The sequence below is a fragment of the Desulfobacter postgatei 2ac9 genome, from assembly GCF_000233695.2.
GTDB classification, from domain to species: Bacteria; Desulfobacterota; Desulfobacteria; order Desulfobacterales; family Desulfobacteraceae; genus Desulfobacter; species Desulfobacter postgatei.
On sequence record NZ_CM001488.1, the window covers coordinates 16549 to 36961 of the forward strand.

Annotated in this window: 12 protein-coding genes and 2 pseudogenes; 3 read left to right on the top strand and 11 right to left on the bottom strand. The window is 44.9% G+C overall.

Annotated elements, in window-relative coordinates; genetic code table 11:
* Positions 1–960: 960 nt before the first annotated feature.
* Positions 961–2481, top strand: a complete 1521-nt coding sequence (locus DESPODRAFT_RS00245) for a sigma-54 interaction domain-containing protein (RefSeq protein ID WP_004070412.1) — start codon at positions 961–963, stop codon at positions 2479–2481.
* Positions 2482–2566: 85 nt separating this feature from the next.
* Here DESPODRAFT_RS00245 and tnpC read toward each other — a convergent pair.
* From tnpC to DESPODRAFT_RS00275, 7 genes and pseudogenes are all read right to left on the bottom strand, one after another.
* Positions 2567–4154, bottom strand: a pseudogene (gene tnpC, locus DESPODRAFT_RS21950) (IS66 family transposase).
* A gap of 93 nt (positions 4155–4247) precedes the next feature.
* Positions 4248–4553: pseudogene (gene tnpB, locus DESPODRAFT_RS21955) on the bottom strand (IS66 family insertion sequence element accessory protein TnpB); the annotation flags it as partial.
* Complete coding sequence (gene tnpA, locus DESPODRAFT_RS00255; RefSeq protein WP_004070426.1) at positions 4553–4885, bottom strand: IS66 family insertion sequence element accessory protein TnpA; 333 nt, start codon at positions 4883–4885, stop codon at positions 4553–4555. The pseudogene tnpB and the gene tnpA, both read right to left, overlap by 1 nt.
* A gap of 474 nt (positions 4886–5359) precedes the next feature.
* Positions 5360–5869 (bottom strand): hypothetical protein, encoded by a 510-nt coding sequence (locus DESPODRAFT_RS00260; protein ID WP_004070427.1) that lies wholly within the window; start codon positions 5867–5869, stop codon positions 5360–5362.
* A gap of 17 nt (positions 5870–5886) precedes the next feature.
* Positions 5887–7245 (bottom strand): HD domain-containing protein, encoded by a 1359-nt coding sequence (locus tag DESPODRAFT_RS00265; RefSeq protein ID WP_004070428.1) that lies wholly within the window; start codon positions 7243–7245, stop codon positions 5887–5889.
* Between the two features lie 541 nt (positions 7246–7786).
* Complete coding sequence (locus DESPODRAFT_RS00270; RefSeq protein ID WP_004070430.1) at positions 7787–9037, bottom strand: type I glyceraldehyde-3-phosphate dehydrogenase; 1251 nt, start codon at positions 9035–9037, stop codon at positions 7787–7789.
* 15 nt (positions 9038–9052) lie between these two features.
* Positions 9053–13285 carry a PEP/pyruvate-binding domain-containing protein gene (locus DESPODRAFT_RS00275; RefSeq protein ID WP_004070431.1) on the bottom strand — a complete coding sequence of 1411 codons (4233 nt, stop codon included), beginning with the start codon at positions 13283–13285 and terminating at the stop codon, positions 9053–9055.
* A gap of 254 nt (positions 13286–13539) precedes the next feature.
* Here DESPODRAFT_RS00275 and DESPODRAFT_RS00280 point away from each other — a divergent pair, with 254 nt between their 5' ends.
* Positions 13540–14091, top strand: a complete 552-nt coding sequence (locus DESPODRAFT_RS00280) for a hypothetical protein (RefSeq protein WP_004070432.1) — start codon at positions 13540–13542, stop codon at positions 14089–14091.
* A 228-nt stretch (positions 14092–14319) separates the two neighbouring features.
* On the opposite strand, the gene DESPODRAFT_RS00285 is transcribed toward DESPODRAFT_RS00280, so the two are convergent.
* From DESPODRAFT_RS00285 to DESPODRAFT_RS00300, 4 genes are all read right to left on the bottom strand, one after another.
* On the bottom strand, positions 14320–16929 hold the full coding sequence (locus DESPODRAFT_RS00285) for a PEP/pyruvate-binding domain-containing protein (protein WP_004070433.1): 2610 nt from the start codon (positions 16927–16929) through the stop codon (positions 14320–14322).
* Between the two features lie 79 nt (positions 16930–17008).
* Positions 17009–17698, bottom strand: coding sequence for a hypothetical protein (locus tag DESPODRAFT_RS00290; RefSeq protein WP_004070434.1), 690 nt, complete (start codon positions 17696–17698; stop codon positions 17009–17011).
* Between the two features lie 5 nt (positions 17699–17703).
* On the bottom strand, positions 17704–18987 hold the full coding sequence (locus tag DESPODRAFT_RS00295) for a sulfite exporter TauE/SafE family protein (protein ID WP_004070435.1): 1284 nt from the start codon (positions 18985–18987) through the stop codon (positions 17704–17706).
* A gap of 43 nt (positions 18988–19030) precedes the next feature.
* On the bottom strand, positions 19031–19432 hold the full coding sequence (locus tag DESPODRAFT_RS00300) for a response regulator (protein WP_004070436.1): 402 nt from the start codon (positions 19430–19432) through the stop codon (positions 19031–19033).
* A gap of 337 nt (positions 19433–19769) precedes the next feature.
* Between DESPODRAFT_RS00300 and DESPODRAFT_RS00305 the strand changes: the two genes are divergently transcribed.
* On the top strand, positions 19770–20408 hold the full coding sequence (locus DESPODRAFT_RS00305) for a hypothetical protein (protein WP_157488377.1): 639 nt from the start codon (positions 19770–19772) through the stop codon (positions 20406–20408).
* Positions 20409–20413 lie beyond the last annotated feature (5 nt).

Sequence of the window (20413 nt, forward strand, 5' to 3'; positions counted from 1 at the left end):
AATTGTGCATTAGATTTTTGAGAATAGGTGTTGATGATCAAATAGCTCTAATAACCGTACTTTTTCACCATACTCTGGTGGTCTACCCGGGCTTTTTTTGAGGTATCTGTGCTTCGAAATAGGCCACACAGTTCTTTTTGGCTCTTATAATCAACGTAATCAGTGGCGATTGATACTGTACAGAGAACACCGAACCGGCCAGTTTGAAGAGATCGGCACTGGGGGAAAAAAGCGTCCAGAGTAAGGACGCTGCGGATATTATGCTTCATCGCAAAATTTAGCGCCATTTGAATAATCCTGTTTCCCAGCGTATTTCTGGTTTCCTCAGAGCAGTTCCCATCATTTACGTGAATGAGTCCTTGATGGATTTTAAGAGATAACGGTATACAAAAAGGAGAAGCCATAGATCCAATCAGCATTCCTATGGCCCCCCAGCAATGACCACGGAAATAGGATGGCTTGCTTTGGGTTTCTGAATGTTGATGCCCGAAAGAAATGGATAAATGCATGGTAGCCAGTTGTGTTCAGGCCCCAGAATCGACAAAACGATGTAACACCAATCATTTCAGATGCTCCGATAAACCCAAGAACTACCATACAAAACATGAGCCAGGTAATATTTCTTGAAAAAGCATTGCGGAAAAATCGTAGAGTCTGATAAATATATTTGAGAATTTTGGGTCCTTTTTTGTTTGAATTTGGTTGTTCAAGGCGTTAAAAGGCCTAAAATGCTCTTTCCATTTTTAAATGTCACTTTTTTTTGAAAAAGCTTACGACTCTCGAGTATATAACAGGATTAAAAAATTCAAAATTGTATTTTTTCATTTGATTTTTACGCCATAAAACGGTATTTCCGTTAAGCAATTTTAGTTACTGCAGAAACAACGGTTTTCCTGCAACTAAGAGATAAAATGAAAAGATGGAAATAAAAGCAAAAATATTGATGCGGACACCCTCCTTATGAAGTCGATTGAAGAAACTTCTCTGTTATACGAAATCAGCCAATCATTAAACCAGCACATGGACATGAAAAAATCCCTGTTCAAGGTTTTAAGTGTTCTGTCTGAATCACTGAATCTTGTCCGAGGAATCATTTTTCTGACAAATACTGAAACCGGCGAAATCCGCATTGAAATGGCCCACGGCATTTCCGAAGACAAAACCAAACAGATCAAATACCTGCCCGGGGAAGGTATCATCGGTAAAGTGATCCAGACCGGTAAACCTGCCGTGGTGCCAAGAATCAGTGAAGAACCACTGTTTCTGGATAAAACCCATTCCAGGAATCTTACCCAGGGGCAGGATTACTCCTTTATTTGCGTACCCATAAAAAAAGATAGTCGCGTGGTCGGTGCCATCAGTGCGGACCGCCCCTATGAAGGCAAACGCTCCCTTGAAAATGGCGAAAAACTGCTCGCCGTGGTGGCAACCATGGTTGCCCATCACGTCATCAACATTGAAACCATCCGGGTGGAAAAAGAGCAGTTGAAAACCGAGAACCTCCGGCTGAAATCAGAGCTGGAGAACAAGTACAGTTTTTCCAATATAATCGGCAATTCCAACAAGATGCGTGAAGTACTCCAGATGATCTCCCAGGTATCCTCCTCTTCGGCAACCGTATTGATCCGCGGTGAAAGCGGCACGGGCAAGGAGCTGGTGGCCAATTCCATCCATTACAACTCAGAGCGCAACCAGAATCCCTTTATCAAGATCAACTGCGCGGCTATTCCGGAAAATCTCATTGAAAGCGAGCTGTTCGGCCATGAAAAAGGGGCATTTACCGGCGCATCCTTCACAAAAAAAGGTAAATTTGAGGTCGCCAATACAGGTACCATTTTTCTGGACGAGATCGGCAACATGGATCTCGGTGCCCAGGTAAAGCTTTTACGGGTACTCCAGGAAAAGGAATTTGAGCGGGTGGGCGGGTACAAGCCCATCAAGACGGATGTCAGGATCGTGGCCGCCACCAACGCCAATCTGGAGGAGATGGTCCAGCAGGGTAGATTCAGGGACGACCTCTATTTCCGGCTCAATGTATTTCCCATTTACATCCCCAGCCTTCGCATGCGGAAAACAGACATTATTCTTCTGGCCGATCATTTTCTGGAAAAATACATAAAGGCGCATGGCAAGGAGATTAAACGCATCACTACGCCGGCCATTGACATGATGATGGAATACCATTGGCCGGGCAATGTCCGGGAGCTTGAAAACTGCATTGAACGGGCTGTTATTCTATGCAACGAAGGCGCCATTCACTCCTACCACCTGCCGGCAACCCTTCAGACCGGAACCAGGTCCAAAACCCTTCCCTTGTCGCTTGAAGATGCCGTGGCAAGCCTTGAAAAGGAAATCCTTATGGATGCCCTGAAAAATACCCGGGGCAATATTAACAAGGCTGCCAAATTGATCAACATCACCGTAAGAAAATTTTCTTATAAGGCTGCCCGGTATAATCTCAATTATAAAGATTACCGATAGTGCCCGCCCGAAAACCGCAAATTTTGCCGATGACGGTGTTGGATGCAGATTTTGTAAGCGGTGTATGAACCACACCTTTTTAAGCCTATCGGGGTGTTGTATAGTTTTCCAGCAAGTTTTTATCCACGTTTTGTGGCATCAAAGCTTTAAATTCGTCTTCCGTCATGGCTTCCGGTAAATTTTCAAAAAGAAATTTGAGGTACCAATAAGGTTCAAGTCCATTGGCCTTGGCGGTTTCGATTAGGCTGTAAATGCAGGCACTGGCCCTGGCGCCTTCGGATGTACACGAAAATAACCAATTTTTTCTACCGACCACAAAGGGTCTTATTGCATTTTCAACCACATTATTGTCGGGCATTACCAGACCACTTTCCGTATACAGGACCAGCCGATGCCATTGATTAAGGGTGTAGTTGATGGCTTTGCCAAGAAGGCTTTTGGGGGGCACCTTCTCAACTTGAGCATCCAACCATTTTTTAAATTCATCAAGGATAGGCAAGGCTTGTTCCTGCCTTTTCCGGTAAAGTCCATCAGCAGACAAACCAAGTTCTTTGGCCTCTCTCTCTATTTTGTATAATTTGCTGATGTACTTCAGGGGCTTTGCCGGAGATTCCTGTCGGTTTGCCGTCTTTATTCCCGGCAGCTTTGACCACCTCCATGAACTTTCGACGTGCGTGTATCCAGCAGGCAACATGAATGATTCCCTCAATATGATCAAGAAAGTCATATGCGCCATAACCATCCGTTTGGACAATACCCTGATAGCCGTTCAAAAAATTACGGGCAACATCCCCGGATCGAGTTGGGTGATACTGGAACAGAATAATGGGATTGTCCGGTGTTCCTCCTTTGAACACCCACATATAGCATTTTGACCGTTTCGGTTCTTTCAGAACTTGGACAGTTGTTTCATCAATATTGATCACTGGACCGTTAAGGATTTCACCCTTCATGAATTCCAGCAGGATCTCACAGCCCTGGGCCACTTTTATTGCCCAATTGCACATATTTGATCTGTGAATGTCTACTCCAATTCGGTGAAACTGTTTTTCCTGCCGGTAGAAAGGCAAGGCATCTGCAAATTTGGCGGTCAGGATATGAGCCAGAAGTCCTGGGGTTGCAATGCTTTTGGGGATCATTTGTTCCGGCATTCTGGCAATGGACACTGTCGGGCCGTCATCTTCAACACCTTCACAGTTTTTACATGCGTATTTATAACGGATATTCTTGATCACTCTCATCTGTGCCGGAATAATCTCAAGCTGTTCAGATTCTTCCTGGCCACAACGCGATTTCATGCAACCACAGCCACATGTTTTTTCTTCCTCGCTCAGATCGTGGATCACTTCAACCCGTGGAAGGTTTGCAGGCAAAGGCTTGCGCCCTGTTTTTTTCCCCTTATGGGCAGGCACACTGATTTCTTCGGGCTCGTCGTCTAATATGGGAGTATCCGGTTCAAAAGTATCGAAAAGGGAGCGTTGACCGTCATCCTTATTAATTTTTTCTGTCTTTTTGCCAAAAAGTCGGTCCAGAAGGCTTTTAATCTGCTCGTTGAGAATTTTTATTTCGGCTTTATAATTGTGTTCTCTGTCTGAAAAATCACTGACAAAAGAAGCCATTATTTCTTTTAATTTCTCAACGTCATTTATGTTCGCAAAAGCCTCTTGATTCATGCGTTGTATATACCATAACCACCCGGTTTTTGACAGTTTTTTCTTCAAAAAACAGCCGTAATATTTTAATGGCTTATGTGCTTTTTCCTGATGAATTGAGAGCCCGTCCATTAGCCAGGAAAGTTCTTTTGCGCCAATGGTTAAAATCTCATTTTTTGACTTGGGCCATTGAAAACAATCCTTTTCCAGCCTCTTGTGCCAGAGACAGAATCCATTACGATCCCAATACAGGATTTTCAATATATTCTGTTTCCGATTACAGAATACAAACATGTGTCCTGAGAATGGATCTAAATTCAATGTTTCACTCACAAGTATGGATAACCCATCAATGGATTTACGCATATCAGTGCTCCCAAGTGCAATATGAATTTTTAAATTCTGGGTGGGAGAAAACATCAGCACCTCCCCAATACTTGGAGTACCTGGGCCAGGGTTGTCTGGGAAAATCCATCCGGTATTTCGATCTGAAATCGGTTATCTATATTCAGCCTTAATCCTTTTTGCTCAGAAAGGTTTAGAACCTGGGTGCTTTGTGTTGAAGGGAGCTGAACGAATTCTGGAAAAAGGGTCTGGTTTTTGAATTTGCTTTTCCAGTATGTAAACTGGTTGGGCCTTAAGTCATGTTGCCTACAGTATGCATTCTGTGACATGCCGGATTCAGACCATTGTTTAATATGGTGCTTCCAGAATTGGGTGCGCTTTTGATTTTTCTTGTTTGCTTTTGACATATGATGAACCTCCGCTAATTAAAAGATGGCTCATCTTCTCATGGCACGCTAACGATTTGTAGATGGGGTTTGCTAACCGCTTACCAGATTTTAATCCTCAAAATAATTTTTGTATTCATCTTGATTTCCTCTTGGAGGCCTCCTGAGTTAACCGGGAGCCAATCCCCCCCATTATGGTATCTATATTCGCCCAAGCTAATTCAAAGCGGTATTCAATAACAGAAGTAGCCAACGCCTTCAATAACGAGCTTAACAGCGTTTATAGATACCATGATTGCTTTCTTATTGTGTAGGTTGAGTTTGACTAACTTTCATCTATAAATTAACCTGTTATCGTTTCCAACTCTGAAAAGAAAAGATAGCAACGATATTACTATCGTTGCTAATAAATCCGTGCTTCAAAATTTTGAGAGAGCGGCTGGGGAATGGAAAAAATGGCCAAGGGAGGGTAGATGAGCTTCCTGGTATAGTTTTCTAATTGAGAAGAGGACTGATTTGAGAATAAGCCCTTGTTATGCGCTCATCAGCATATCGTTGGCCTTTCCAATTTTTGAATTCTTTTAATACTTCCTGTTCATTAGGGAGTATCCCTACATTTTTTAGCGCCTGATTGCAATAAATGACCGTACCGGTTATCTCCATTGAGTCAAAAGAGAAATCCCCGTTAACAGCCTTTTTAAAAGCATCCAATCGATCAGATATTGAATCGACCGTACCTTGATCTATATCTTCATCCAACTTAAAAGTATCGTTGATAATATATTCATTCCCATTTACTGACAATTCTTCCCATAGTAGAAGCCCCCCTAACTCAACCTTCAGTTCAGAAGAGTATGGTCCATAATTATATGGCTCAAATTTGTATGTGAGTGGCGTACCAGTTTCTTTTAAAAAATGAACTATTTTTTGAATGTTTATTTTTGTTAGAGGGATTCTTTTTTGCTTCATCAAAGAAAGGACATGTTTTAATAGTGCTTTTTTCATTTATTCCTCCTTAATTATTATGCATCGTTTAATTCTGAAAAAAATGTAAAAGCTTTCTTGCTTAATTCAAGGGCTGTCTCTTTATGTTCTTTCAAGGCGTAAATTCTAAAAATTTCTATTGGCTTTCCAAGTTGGCTCAATATATTGGAGTAATCCATAATGTTTCCTGGTTCTGGTCTGTCATTGATAATTAACCCAAGAGGGAATTTATCATCACCTTCATCATCTCTTTTTTGCAACAGTTTTGAAACAGTTAATGTTTTTTCAAACCGGAAAAAATCGTGTTCTTCCTTTAAACCGTTGTCTTTCAAATCTCTGAGAATGCTTTTGTACGGAAGAAAATTATCCCCCCCAATCGTTTTGATATGATCAAAAACTGGAAGAAGATGTTCCTGACGCATTAACATTTTTGCCCAGATATTTCCATCACTTTTATAATCAGTTTTAATCATTTCAAAAATACTATAATCATCAAATAGTTCGAATTGTTCAAAATCCAAGGAATTAATATTATTGTTTTCATCGAATATGACAAATTCAGGAAAGCGGTTTTCCCCTTTTAGATGTTCAATATACTTCTTAAGAGCAATATCATAGCCAGAACGTGTTCTGTGATATGGAACTTGAAGATTATAATGATAGCGCGCCATTAGAAACGCTTCAACAAGATAAATATTCTTTTCTTCGATACATAACTGGGGTTGTCCATTTTTGTTTTCTTTTAGGAAAAACGACTGAATGTATCGTTTATAGTCATATTCTCCGTATTTCACTCCACAAGTATAAGAATCTCTGAGAAGATAATCTGCCCGGTCCGCATCCAATTGTCCCGAAACAATATTCTTCAAAATAAAATATTCAGCTAAAGGCTTATCATCAAGTAGCATAGCGACTATTTTGGTGTCGATTCCTCTTTCTTCAATCGCTTCCTTGATCGGAGGGTAATGTTTAATGATATGTTGTCCTAATTGTTCATGAGAAGCTTTCTGTTGAAGAATTAGCTTCTCAGCTGCGTGTGAAAAGGGAAGATGACCAATATCATGTAATAATGTTGCAAACCTCAGGATTTGAAGCTTTTTGGCAATATCACCTATAGGGTCACCTGCCTCTTTTGACAAAAGGCCATGGTCACTATGTCTGTAAATATTTAAAAAAATTTCTGTTGCAACTTGCAACACCCCCATAGAGTGGGTAAATCTTGAATGCTCTGCGGAAGGATAAACATATTTGGTCAGTGCAAGTTGATGCACCCTTCTCAGTCTTTGAAAAATTGGGGTATCAATAATTTTGAGTTCTGAATCATTCAGCTCGATGAATCCATAGATTGGATCTCTAAATTTATGCTTCCTCTCCCCAAATTTTTTTAAAAGATCCATAGGCGCAGTATATTGAATTTTAGGTTTAAAAATTATGTTACCAAACTAATGTGGAAATCACATACTATTGAAAAGACCAATTATCAAGACTAAGGTGAAAATATTTTATAGCATGGGGGCATCTGGTAAACTTTGTAAAAAAGTTAGCGAGATTTAAGCCGCCTTATTCACATTTATTTTCGCATCAAAGAAAGTAACATATTGAAGTTCAAAGAGGAGAGCATTCTGTCTATTTAAGCTCGCCCGGACTTATCCGAAAGCAGCATTGAATAACAGAAGCATTGTGGGGTGGAAACCGTTAAAAATTAAGAGATCGTATCATGCGAGGGGGGCGTTGTCATGAAAATGGAAAATTATATCCCCGCCATTGCCGGCAGTGTTATCCTTATCACCTTGTTTTTGGGCTGGCTGGTTTCGCCCTTAGGATGCCCTTTATTTTTTTAACCACGGAAATCACAGAAGGCATGGAAGATAGAATTCTGTGATTTCTGTGTCTTCCGTGGTTAAACTGTTTTTCACAGGCCGGGCCGGCCCACGGCTGTTATTCCATGGACTCGGCAACGGTCACGGTTCTCTCCCCCAGCATGTTTACATAGGACGCCATTTCATTGTCGTACCATCCATAAATGACTGCCTGGGTGACCTGGATGGCGCAGACACGATCCTTGATATTTTCCAGCACATCTTTGTCAATGCCCTGCATGTGCTTGGGATTAATGGAAAGGCAGGCCGTGCGGGTATGGGTTTCATGACCCTCAATGACTGCCGCGGCCCTGGGAGTACCAATGATATCCGAGGAGACGTTCTGTTTCTCTGTAAAGATCAGATAACCGTCGGACTGTTTTTGGGCCGTGTCTTGATAGATCTGGTTGATCAGGTCCCTTCTGACCGGGGGCTTATCCAGTTCTTCCTGCAGGTTGATGACCAGAATGATCAAAGATCCGGTGGCGGTGGGGATACGCACGGACTCGGCAATGAAACCGATATTGGCCATTTCCGGGATAACCTGCTGCAATGCCTTGGCCGCACCTGTGGTGGTTAAAATGATGTTATTCATGATGGACCGGTTTTTTCTCAGATCGGTTTTTCCGGCTTGGGGCAGACGGTCCAGTACTTGCTGTGAGCCAGTGGCCGCATGAACCGTGGCCATGGATGCGGAGAGCAAACGATCCACGCCAAACGCATCCATCAATGGCTTGATCATGTGGGCAAGACAAGTGGTGGTGCAGGATGCATTGGAAATCAGACAGTGGCGCACAGGGTTAAAATCTTTATCGTTGATGCCCATGACCGTGGTGACGGCATCATCGGGAATCACGGCACCTTGTTTGAGTTTAAAGGGTGCAGAGGCAATGACTTTCCTGGCCCCTGCCTCCAGGTGTCCGCGGATGGATCCCTTTGGCGCATCTGATTCGAGATTGGGATCAAGAAACTGGCCCGTGGTATCCACCACCAGCTCCACATTATTCTGCGCCCATGCGATATCTTTTGGATTGCGGTCTGTGGAAAGGATTTTTACTTTTACCCCATTCACCATAAACGTGCCGGAACCGGGATCCACATCCGTGATAACGGGTTCTGCCCTAAAGCCGTGTATAAATGCCTCCAGACGACCGTATGTGGAATCCCGTTCAATGTAATGGATGAGATCATCCATGCCGGTGCCGACCTCTCTGCCCACATTGATGACGATTTCGTTAAAAAATTTTCTGCCGGCATGGTGCCATAACGTCAGCTTTCCAATTCTTCCAAGTCCGTTAATGCCCAGGATCTTTGATCTCTCTGTACTCATATTTCCTGCCTTTTATTAGATTGAGGTTAAATGGTTGCTGATTTTCATCTGTCCCTGGTAGACGATGCCTTTATGGCCGTCCAGACTGATGAAATCCCCTGTATTCATTTTTACACCATTGAGCTCACAAAAGCCCGTCTCTTCGTTGCAGACCAGATTTTTACACCCCACCACACAGGTTTTGTCAAGATTGTATGCCACCACGGCAGCGTGGGAAGTCAGTCCCCCTCTGGCGGTTAAAATGCCGTCTGCCGCATCAATCTCCAGGATATCGTCGGGCACGGTGTCATTGCGAATCAAAATCAGGCTGCTGTCGGGATCCTGCCGTCTGAAGCCGTCGATCTCTTCGAGGGAAAATACGATTCTGCCGCTCATGGCACCTCCGGACACACCGATTCCCTGGCCTAATTGGATTTTTTCAAGCTTGTCCGGCGCAGCATCAAACCGTTTGACTTTTTTTCTATCCCGTAAAGACAGGTCCCTGGCCTGGAGAATAAACACATCTTCAGCCTTTTGCCCCTGAAAGGCAAATTCCATCTCCTGGGGATTCCACCCTTCCTCGTAAATCAACTGCAGGACAATGGCTTTCAACTTTTTATAAACCAGAGGAAACCGCTCCTCTAAACTGATTTTTTCGTCCCTGCCTTCCATCTCCCTTTGAAGTTCGGATATGGGCAGGGTTTTCACTAAACCCGATACCACATCTTCCCCCTGGTTGCCAATGGTAAAATCCCCCCACAGGCGGATCGCGTCTCCGGGCAGTTTGGGGCTGTGGGTAAACACCACCCCGGACCCGGATTCCCTGGATTGGTTGCCGAATACCATGGTCTGAACCGTCGCAGCCGTACCCCAGTCATCGGAGATCCCCATGATATTGCGGTAACTTTTGGCCCGTTTGGAGTTCCAGGACGCAAACACCTTTTTAATGGACAAAAATAACTGGTCCATGGGAGATTCCACTAATTTGATGCCCTGTTCCAGTAAAAGCTGCTTGTACGCCATGGCCACGTCGCGCATCTGCTCTCCTGTAAAGTACCGTTTGAAGGGGATGTCGGCCTTTTCCTTATGGTTTTTGATGATGTCGTCAAACCGGTCTCTCTGGATGCCGTAAACCATGCCATAGGCCTGGATAAATCTGCGGTACGAGTCCCATGCAAACCAGGGGTTTCCCGACTTTTCCGCCAGACTTTCGGCAATTTGTTCATTAATGCCTACGTTTAAAAATGAATCCAGCATCCCGGGCTGTGAAATGGACGATCCCGAGCGGACAGAGAGCAGCAAAGGATTTTCCGGGTCCCCGAATTTTTTACCTTCGGTCGTTTCAAGCTGCTCAAGCATATCGGCCACCAGCTGCTGGAAATTCTTTGATGCCGGAATGTAGTTGTCAATGAGATCCAGACACTTGAACACCTCGGTGGTGATGATGAACCCGTTGGGGACTTTAATCCCCAGGCGCTTAAGTTCGATCAGGTTCAACCCCTTATTTCCCAGATAGATGATATTGTTGCTGAACAGTTCCCCGGCGTCAATGGAGCAGATCGCTGCCTTTGGGTCGTAGTTGAGAAGGGTTGACAGTTCTTTCTGGGTCAGCCGTTCGGATTGGCGGAACAGGGTATTTAAAATCCGGTTTAAAAATACATCCAGCTGCTGGAGCCCAAGGGATGTGGCAATTCTGTCCCGGAAAAAAATATCCGCCACCCGCTGGTCCAGTTTTTTTGCCATTTTGACAGCGGTCGGTGTGTTGGGCATATTGGCCCCTGAACCGAATCCTTCCGGCTGGTATTTTTCAAGTATATTTTCCCGGCCGATACGGTTGTCCAGATTGCTCAGATTCAGGGAGTGCAGGTTGTTGAAATGGTCGTTTACCGCATCGGCAACCGCCCTGGTAAATCCCTTGAAAATGTCCAGGTACTGGGTAAATGAGCAGGTGGTGATATTAATGGCGTATTTTAAGAATTCCAGCTGGGTATCCAGCTTGTTGGATACAATGCCGTCCAGGGCCAGGGCCTGGCGGAAAAGCTTAAGAACGGCAAAGATCTTCACAAAGGTGGGTTTGGTGATCAATCGCAGGTCAATGCTGTTGATCAAATTCTCAAACAGTACATTGATAATGCTTTCAAGTCTTAAAGTCATGCCCAGGGCATCAAATTTGGCTTCACTGTATGACCCGTACATGGACGGGATGTCAACGGCAATGTGACGCTTGTGGTAAATGGATTCGTTTACGGTAAATTTTTCCTTGGACAAAATAATGTTTTTCAGCTCCGCCATATAGGACAAAAGTCCCCCGATCCTGCTTTCCAGATCGGTCTCTTCAAGGGCATGGAGGATGCTCTTGGGGTCGGGCAGGCCCTGGGATATATGGGAATTGACATAGTTTGCAAGATCCAGGTTTTCCATGCCGTATTTTTCATTGAGCAGGGCGTAGAACCGGATCATCAGTTTAACCCGTTCCCTGTCCAGATCTGTCGCGTTTTCTGCCTTGTCAATGATGGCCTCAATGTCGGCTTTGCGGACGCCAAGCAAATCAGCCGGTGTGTGCAGCTTATTGCGGGCCAGGGTGCGGAACACGGCATGGGGACCGTCAATGTATTTTCCGCAGGTTGAGATCTCATCATAGATGGACGGGGGCAGATAGGGTTTAAGCGGTGTTTTATCCAGGGTTTTCCAGAACATCATCACTTCCCGGATAAAGTCCACGATCCTTGATGAGCTTTCCACATGGGATTGTTTGCGCAGGAAATGGACCAGCCGGTCCCTGCGGAAAACCAATTCATCCAGGCGGGTGGAAATATCCCGAAGCTCCCCTTCTGCACCGATCTCATTGAAAAAGGTGGGAAGCAGCCGGGCCAGTTGTTTGACCAGATTATACACCGGTGCGATGTCGGCATTTAAGAATGTGGTAATATCCCGGGGGAACAGATCCGTATCCCGGATAAACACGCCGCCCACGGCCAGTGAGGTGATCAATGCGGAGAGCAGGCGTTTGGATTTTTTCGGGTGCCTGGCCACCAGGGTTAGAAATACCCGGATATTTTTCACATGGGCCACATTGCATTTGATCTGCCAGTCTTCTCCGGTTCCTGAGATATCCGGGAACTGAAATCCATGGTCCACGGCCCGGTCAATGAAATGGTTGATCAGCTCAATTTCGTCGGTATTGTATACGGCATCCCCGATTTTATGAATGCATTCCAGCACGGTTTCCGGATACCGTCCCTTGTGCTCTTTGAGCAGGGCAAAGGTCTGGTCAACAATGACGATGTCTTTTTTATAATCCCCCCGTTCTCCGATCAGGGTGATCAGGGTGCGGTGAATATCTCCCAACGCTTCCCTGTGTATGATGGAAAGCCCGGGTGAATGAATAATATAGAATAGAAAGGTCAGTTTAACATATTTTCCATAGATTTTTTCCGGGGCAAAAGAAAAAATCTGCCGGGGGATCTCCCTGAACCGTTTGATATGGTCCCTGTGTCCGGTCAGTTCCATTAAAGCGGACATGGTTTTCATGTCATCGGCCGGAAGGGTTTTTATCTGCGCCAGGGTCTGTTGCTCTTTTTGAATCTTTTCCCGGGATATCGGGTTTAAAAGCGTGAGCATATCCGGTCCGCCGCGCCACTCATCTATATTGTTTTTCATCCAGGCCACAGGGTCTTCCTGGCAGAGCCAGAATTCAAAAGAGACCTCAAAAAAGCGAATTAAAAATCTATTTAAGGCAGATCGTAAATTTGGGTCGTCAGGGAGTGCCTTTTTTTGGATCATCAGCCTGACCATGACGTCCGGCTGGTAATAGGCGTTGACAAAGAATAAGAAATCAGACTCCTTGAGGGCTAAAATACGGTCAATTTCTTGGGTCAGTGTTCGATTGAATACATGAAGGCCTTGTGCACCGGATTTGGCGATATAATGCAAAACCTGCATGAGATTGTCTGCGGCACTGGATTTGATTTCAGGATCCGATATGGATTCAAATGCCGTGTTAAAAATATCACAAAGCAAATCAAGCGCCTTTGGTCCATTGGGCTCACTGCCGTACAAATGAAAATGGTGAAGGGAAAAATGCCGGGACTCGGTGACAATGAAGGCCCAGTTCCGGTAGGGATGGGACAGTTCCTTTAAAAAGGTTTCCAGGCGGTTGACAATACCCACATATCCTTTAAAAAAGTCAAGAAGCAGAAGATACCGTTCATCAATGGTGACGTCTGCCCGGGTATCTGAAAGGTTGACTTCAAGGGCTTTTGATTTCACAGAAATGACCTCTTTATTCTTTATTAAATGGTGGAAAAAGCTTTTTTTAAATTAAAATACGTTAGTCTATCATGGCCGCGCAGGTTTGTAACCTAAGTTTTAAATCTCTGCCTTGACACAGGTTCCGGCTTGCTTATCTTAACCGACTCTTATAATATAAGATCACTATCTATCGAAACCGTATTCAATTGAAAATTAAAATCTAAACCGGTTTTTTTAAATCTGGTGAACATTTAATGTGAGGAGTAAGAAACATGAATAATGATCCGTCTCAATTTACACTGTACAGCGGCGGGCACAGAGGCGCTGAAGCCGAATTTGGAAAACTTGCAGAGAAATACGGCGTCAAGGAGGTGAATTTTTCCTTTGAGGGCCATACGATTGAAAGGGATACAGGCATACGGATGCTGAACCAGGAGGCGCTTGAAAAAGGGAATATCTCAATGGATATTGTCTCGGCCCGTCTGGGCAGATCCTTTTCAAAAGGCAATAAAATCAGAAAGGTTATCCAGTCCATTTTTCATATGGTCAATAACGGATACCAGGTTTTTGCCGTGGGGTGGATCCTGCCGGACAAGACCGTTAAGGGCGGCACCGGATGGGGTGTGGAGTTGGGCAAACTGTTCAACCGTCCGGTTTTTGTCTATGAACAGGACAGGAAGGCCTGGTTTTCCTGGGTGAATAATGAATGGCAGATGGCCACCCCCGTGATTCATCATAAAAACTTTGCAGGAACAGGTACCCGGAATCTTACCGACGATGCTGCCGCTGCAATGCAGGACCTATTCGAGCGCAGTTTCAAATAGCGTGTGTATGGCAGAAAAATTTGTAATACTGATTGCAAATTTTTCTGCGCTTTGCACCTGGGCAACTTTATCTAAACGGGAGATTAGATATTGTGGCTCATTTTAAATCCTGTCCTAAAATTGCGACCAAAAACAGGACAGAGAATTCATGTGCAATGGTCAAGAAGCCTGAAAAATAGGGAAAGACCAGGAAGCCGAATTAATGGCCTCCCCCCAAATCCGTTATAATCAGGATTTTGCAAGCACAACGTTTTGTATATCGGTATCAATTTTTTTTCGGTAGCGGGTGATGGCCGATTCGTTGGACATAATCATATCCAGCTGACGGGTGTGCATGATCAGATACCCAAGGATGTTTAACCGCTCCGTCATAAAGTCCATTTCATATCCCTCGACCCTTGCCACAAGGCTGTCTTCACGGACTTCGACCCTGAAAAGGTGTTCAGTCAGGATATCTGCAATAAACTGGATGCGCCTGATCCGGCGACGTGTATCTGCAGCGCCGCCTTTAAACCGGAAGCTGATATAGTTTTCTAAAGCCCTTTCACTGACCAGGGCTTCGGTGATGGAAAAATGGTACCCCAGGCGGGAGGAAAAACTGCAGAAATTCTTTGAAATCATAAAATAATTACGTTCCGTATAGGCCGACTTCATGCCGGGTTCCAGTGCCCTGTTTGTCGTGGACTGGAACATCACGGCCGCCAACCCCTTATGGTCAATGGGCGGCGGGCCTGCCCAGGGAACAGCGATGATTCCGTCCCAGAGGGCCATCATGGGGATGGATGATATATTTTCCAGCCGGATGTACTTATCATGGGTATCTTCTTTAAACCCGTCATCCAGGTTTAAAATCCACCATTGCATGGGGACTTTATAGAAGAGCTGTTTACTGGACCGTTCCGAAAAATCATGATCCTTGCCGAAACTGAACATTTCCTCCACGGATTTTTCATGGGCAAACCGGGTGATATCATGAAGGGTTCTGCAATTTTCCGGCTTGAAATCAGGAGAATACGGATCAAGGAGATTGAGCGGAACAACATACCTGCTGAGGCGAAGAAGGATATTGTAGACCGGACCTATCTCAAAGCTGGTCTTTCCAGTCATCACCTCCTGAGCCGGGAGATCTATTTTCCCTTTGTAGATACACACCCGGCTGCTGTCCACCGTAATCTCATCACCGGTTTTCAGTAACGTGCAAACGTTTTTAATTCCGAATATGGCCGGGACATTGAATTCTCTTGCCACATTGGCCAAGTGGCCGGCAAAGGTACCATGCTCGCTAAGGATCGCAGATGCCTTATTGAGCAGCGAGGCCCAGATCGGCAAGGCCTGGCTGACAACGAGGATTCCATGATTCGGAAAATTCGACATATTGTCCGGACTGTTCAGGATGAATACTTCACCACTGACAGCGCCCGGAAAGATGGTCGTCCCGCCTGAGGCCAGAATATTTCTTCCTGCCTCCTGAACAGTGTCTTCCGGAATGTTATGCCTGTGGGCTTCCATCTGCTGAAGCGGTCGGGATTGAAGGATATAAATGCTTCCGGACTGATCAATGGCCCATTCAACATCCTGAGGCGATCCGTAATATCCTTCAATCCGGATGGCCAGGTCTGTCAGCTCCAATATCTCTGCATCACTGATGGAAGGCTGATCCTTAGTTTCATTGGTATTTTCAAAACGGCAGACCCCGGTGTCAGCATTACACAGAAAGCGAGTTCCTTTTTCCTTAATGTCTTTAAATGAAATCCGTGGGGACAAATCCCGGGTAACCGTAAAAAGATCACAGTCCACACTTCCGTCAACAACAGCCTTGGGAAGCCCCCATGATGAGTTGATAAATATTGAATCATCCCCTGCATCAAGCGGATTCCGGGTGTACATCACACCACCTGAACGTGCATCCACCATGCTGATACAACCCGCACTCATGAAGATGTCCTCATCACGGATCCCTTTGTTAAGGCGGTAAGTGATGGCTGTGAAGCTGTATTTACTTGCAATGACATCTTTGTATTTTTGTGAGAGCTCCTCCTTGCGGACATTGAGTTCAGACCGATATTGTCCGGCAAAAGAATTTGCGGCGGAATCCTCTCCCATGGCACTGCTCCTGAGGGCGACAGAAAATGACCTTGAGCCCATTTCCAGCTCAAGGTCATGATAAGCCTTATGAATTTCGTTTTCAAGAATCTCGGGAAGGGGGGATTCAATGATCAGTTTCTGAATATCTTTGCTTAAGGCAAAAAGAGCGTCCATATCCGTTATATCGGTAGAAACAAATCGCCGGTTAATCTCGGTTTGAAGAGAGTTATGTTCCAGGAAATAGTCATAAGCCCTAGCGGTAATGGTAAAACCGGGAGGCACCTTCAGTTTGACAAGATTTAGAATTTCTCCGAGGTTTGCCATTTTACTGCCCACCAGATCTGTCTTGGTAAGGTCTATAGACGATATCGGGATAATGAACCGTTCATCTTTACTTTCTTTTTTTTGCTCAATAATCTGTTCGATGTTCAGGCAGATGTCATCAAACTGTTTATAAAGTGCGTTATATTTTCCACCACTGAGCTGTTCCAGATTTTTAAGCAGCCGAAGAAGACTTACCGTAATGGCAGTGCTTTTGCTCCTAATAAACGAGGTGCCAAAAGGCCTCTTGAGTGAAAGGGCCTGTTCGATTTCCGTCATGATCTCCAATGCCCTGTTGTTGGCATTCAAAAGCATTTTGAAATGATGATACCGTTCCTGAAATTCTACTCTCAGGGTTTCGGCATCCGGCCCCGTGTCAGGTGGTCCGGGTTTTGAAAAAAAATTTTTGAAAAAAGAGATAAGTTTTTTCATTGGCTTTGTGGTTTCCGGTGCCGATCACGCGATCGGCACCGGAAACTTTTACAGTGTCATTGGGGGCAGGAAGACAGAATCAATGCCCGATCTGCAATCCCCAACCTTCAAAGATAAACAGGATGGCGTAGCCGTACCACAGCGTATACACCACGTAAAAAACAAGCGAAAACATCACTGTCCCCAGTTTGTTGTTCATGCTTTCCGGTACAATTTTATAATAATTATAGGCGCATTCAACCGCCCGTGTCATGACCGTATAAACCGTCTTGCCATTGTCAAACTGCTCCTGTTTGTCAAAATTCTTTTTCATGGCTTTCAGACTGGTCCACCAGTCAAACAGAACCTTTCTGCCTTCAATCCCGTATTTTTCCTGGAGAACATCCCCCTTGTTATGGAATAAGGCATCGGAATCCTCAAGGCAATTCAGCAGGATATTACCAAAATCTCCAGTGACGTTTAATTTCTCCGCGTCTTCAGTGACCGTTGCACCGGCTTTACTGAAAAGGGCTGCGCTTTCCGTTGCCAATTCAGCTGAATCATAGGAAAGTTTTACAGTAATCTCTTTCCCGGTCTCGGATTTACCAATAGTCTCTTTGATTGAAGGGATATAATAAGCAGATCCCTTGGAGATGGAATTAAAAAGATTGTCCAGATAGTCCAAACCGTTCTTTCCGTTGAGAAGCGGCATGAAAAACATGACCAATACAATCAGAAAGACCGCCATCAAACCGATACCCCCGGCTAACTCCTTTTTATTGGCTGCCATGATAGTTAAACCTCCTCACCTTTTAATTTTTTGATGTTCATTACAAATGTGCCGATAACCCAGATTGCAAATATGGAAATGATAATGAAAAAGAGATATGTTCCAATGGTATCAAGCACAGCCGTAGTTTCTTTTGGGATCTTGATTAGACCGATGGATGACAGTTTTGACGGGAGCGCAAAACCCCGGTTGACAAATCCGGCAAGCACCGACAGTGCATAAAAACCACGGATCGTAATCCCTTTGACAACCTTGGTAGACAAGGCACCTATCTGTATGCCCAGCAATGACCCCAGAAGCATTCCCATAGCAAGGGTATAAAAAATAAAACCATAAATGGCGTACTGGCCGATGGACGAATAACCGGCTGTAAAAATAATCTGGAAAATATCCGTACCTACGGTTGTCATGGAGGAGACACCCAGCACGTATACAAAGATGGGGAAGGTCAGAAAGCCGCCGCCCACGCCCATGATGGCTGCGGCGAGTCCGACAAAGAACCCGCTTGCTATCAGAAACCAGGAAGAGATCCGGCGGCCGCCAGGGATCAGTCCTTCATCAAAGCTTACCATGGGCGGAATACTCATGCTCTGAAGTTTCATAGGAAGACTGCCCATTTCGGAGCCTTCGTCTTTGCCGCCGTGGGCAGAGCCGCCCCCGCCCGGAGCCTTTCTGGCTTTTAAATAATCCATGAGGGCATAGGAGCCCAGTGCGCCCAGCATAATGACGTAGATGGTCGTGATAAAGGCATCACTGATGACGGGGTTGAAATCATATAACACCCGGTTGATCCATCCGCCCAGGGTTGCACCGCCAATGGAACCGATCAGAAAGATCAGGGCAATGGAGACGGAAATATTCCCCAGTTTCTTATGGAGAACGCTTCCCATGATGGCTTTGGCAAAAATGTGGAACAGGTCGGTTCCCACTGCCAGAATACCTTTAACCCCGACGCTCATCAGGGCCGGGGCAATGATGAACCCACCTCCTGCTCCGATACAACCCGTTATCAGACCGGCACAGAGCCCGACACCAATGGAGGCCAGAAAAATTTTCATGGTGAAGAAAGATGGACTGTAGGCGTTTTTTCCACCAAGATACTCGGGAAGCCCTCCCACAAGCTGATCCGCAAACACAGTGCCGCCGATAAGTATCGGGATTAGAAGCAATCCCAATACCATCATCCGTTTCCGGCTTCTCAGGATGGTATTGGCTGTGGAAATTTCCCACTCTGCGTGGGCCCGGGATCCATGATACAGGAACCGGCCAAAGTTTTTAAAAAACATCATTTATGAACTCTCCTTTTGTTTATTGTTGTAATAATCAATATTCTCAATTGATCATCTTATTTTTCAATTTGGTTTCCTGAAGGGATTTATTTTTGTAAGCATCAATAATCTTATAATACAATTCGTCGAAATCAACGGGTTTGACCATGTAGTCAAACGCACCGTTGTCCATACCTGCCCTGGCTGCATCCAGCATGGCATGGCCTGTAAGCATGATGACCTCAATGAGCGGCCAGCGGGATTTGATCTCTTCCAGAACCTTGATTCCGCTCCTATGGCCCGGAATCTGGACATCCAGCACCACCACATCGAAATTCCCCTCTGAAATGCGTTCAATTGCCTGTTCCCCGTCAGGCACTCCTGAAGCATCAATATGCCTTTTTCTGAACCGCTTGATAATGATATCCAGAAATCCGGCTTCATCATCCACAAAAAGTACGTTCATTTTGCCTGCCTATCCTCAAATCAAATCAATGTTTCAAAATGCGCATCTGAAAGATGAATTCAGACACCATCAAATCGATAGCAATAAAAATAGCAATAAATATGCCTCGGAACTGTAACCAAAAAAAGTAAAAAACCTGTTTAAAATTTAGATAGTTATAAACAAAAAGGAGTTTTGTATGGGAATGGGTGCCTGTCCGTTTTTTTTACACTTTGTAAATAAACCAGAGCCAACCGGCCAAGAGCCAGTACCAGAATCGGTTCGGGCATATTTCTTTAGTCCGGACGGTCCAGGCGAAAATACTTTCATAAAAAAAAAAAACTGGTATATTATCCGCATGCAGCCGTTAAGAACCTTTCCTTACATTCCCTTGAAAATACCTCGGTATAAGATATTGAAAAGGCTGGGGTATCAGCGCCGTCAAAATGAAATCTCACAACGGATGATGTCCGAGGTGGACAAATGGATCACCTATGCGGCAGACCATATCCATCTCAAGGCCACGGCCTGCATCCGGGACATACAGATTGATCACGCGAACGGAACCGTTGCTTTAGAGCGATCCGATACGGTGTTTGAAAGCGCCGGGTTTAGCCGGTTTCTGGGGAAGGCCGACCAGTTGCTCATGATGGGCATTACCGGCGGTCAGGCGGTTGCCGATGAGATTAAACAGCTCCAGGAAGATAAAAAGATGACCGGAGCCGTGATCGTGGATGCTGCGGCATCTGAAATTGTCGATGAAGGGTTTGACTGGCTGATGGCATTGTTCAACAAAGAGCTGGTCAGGGAAAGAAAGGCATTGAAATTAAAACGGTTTTCTGCCGGTTATGGGGATTTTGACATCCGGTTCCAGGCAGATGTATATCATATTCTTAAAATGGAAACGCTTGGGGTGGCCATAACGGAAACCTGTATCCTGGTGCCGGAAAAAAGCGTTACCGCTTTTTGCGGTATATCAAAAGTGACGGGGGAGTAGAGACG

What these genes read in the sequence shown, in the direction of transcription:
- DESPODRAFT_RS00305 (WP_157488377.1), top strand. Translation starts at nt 19,770, where the DNA reads ATGCAGCCGTTAAGAACCTTTCCTTACATTCCCTTGAAAATACCTCGG.
- DESPODRAFT_RS00245 (WP_004070412.1), top strand. Translation starts at nt 961, where the DNA reads ATGAAGTCGATTGAAGAAACTTCTCTGTTATACGAAATCAGCCAATCA.
- DESPODRAFT_RS00265 (WP_004070428.1), bottom strand. Translation starts at nt 7,245, where the DNA reads ATGGATCTTTTAAAAAAATTTGGGGAGAGGAAGCATAAATTTAGAGAT.
- DESPODRAFT_RS00260 (WP_004070427.1), bottom strand. Translation starts at nt 5,869, where the DNA reads ATGAAAAAAGCACTATTAAAACATGTCCTTTCTTTGATGAAGCAAAAA.
- DESPODRAFT_RS00295 (WP_004070435.1), bottom strand. Translation starts at nt 18,987, where the DNA reads ATGATGTTTTTTAAAAACTTTGGCCGGTTCCTGTATCATGGATCCCGG.
- DESPODRAFT_RS00285 (WP_004070433.1), bottom strand. Translation starts at nt 16,929, where the DNA reads ATGAAAAAACTTATCTCTTTTTTCAAAAATTTTTTTTCAAAACCCGGA.
- DESPODRAFT_RS00300 (WP_004070436.1), bottom strand. Translation starts at nt 19,432, where the DNA reads ATGAACGTACTTTTTGTGGATGATGAAGCCGGATTTCTGGATATCATT.
- tnpA (WP_004070426.1), bottom strand. Translation starts at nt 4,885, where the DNA reads ATGTCAAAAGCAAACAAGAAAAATCAAAAGCGCACCCAATTCTGGAAG.
- DESPODRAFT_RS00290 (WP_004070434.1), bottom strand. Translation starts at nt 17,698, where the DNA reads ATGGCAGCCAATAAAAAGGAGTTAGCCGGGGGTATCGGTTTGATGGCG.
- DESPODRAFT_RS00270 (WP_004070430.1), bottom strand. Translation starts at nt 9,037, where the DNA reads ATGAGTACAGAGAGATCAAAGATCCTGGGCATTAACGGACTTGGAAGA.
- DESPODRAFT_RS00280 (WP_004070432.1), top strand. Translation starts at nt 13,540, where the DNA reads ATGAATAATGATCCGTCTCAATTTACACTGTACAGCGGCGGGCACAGA.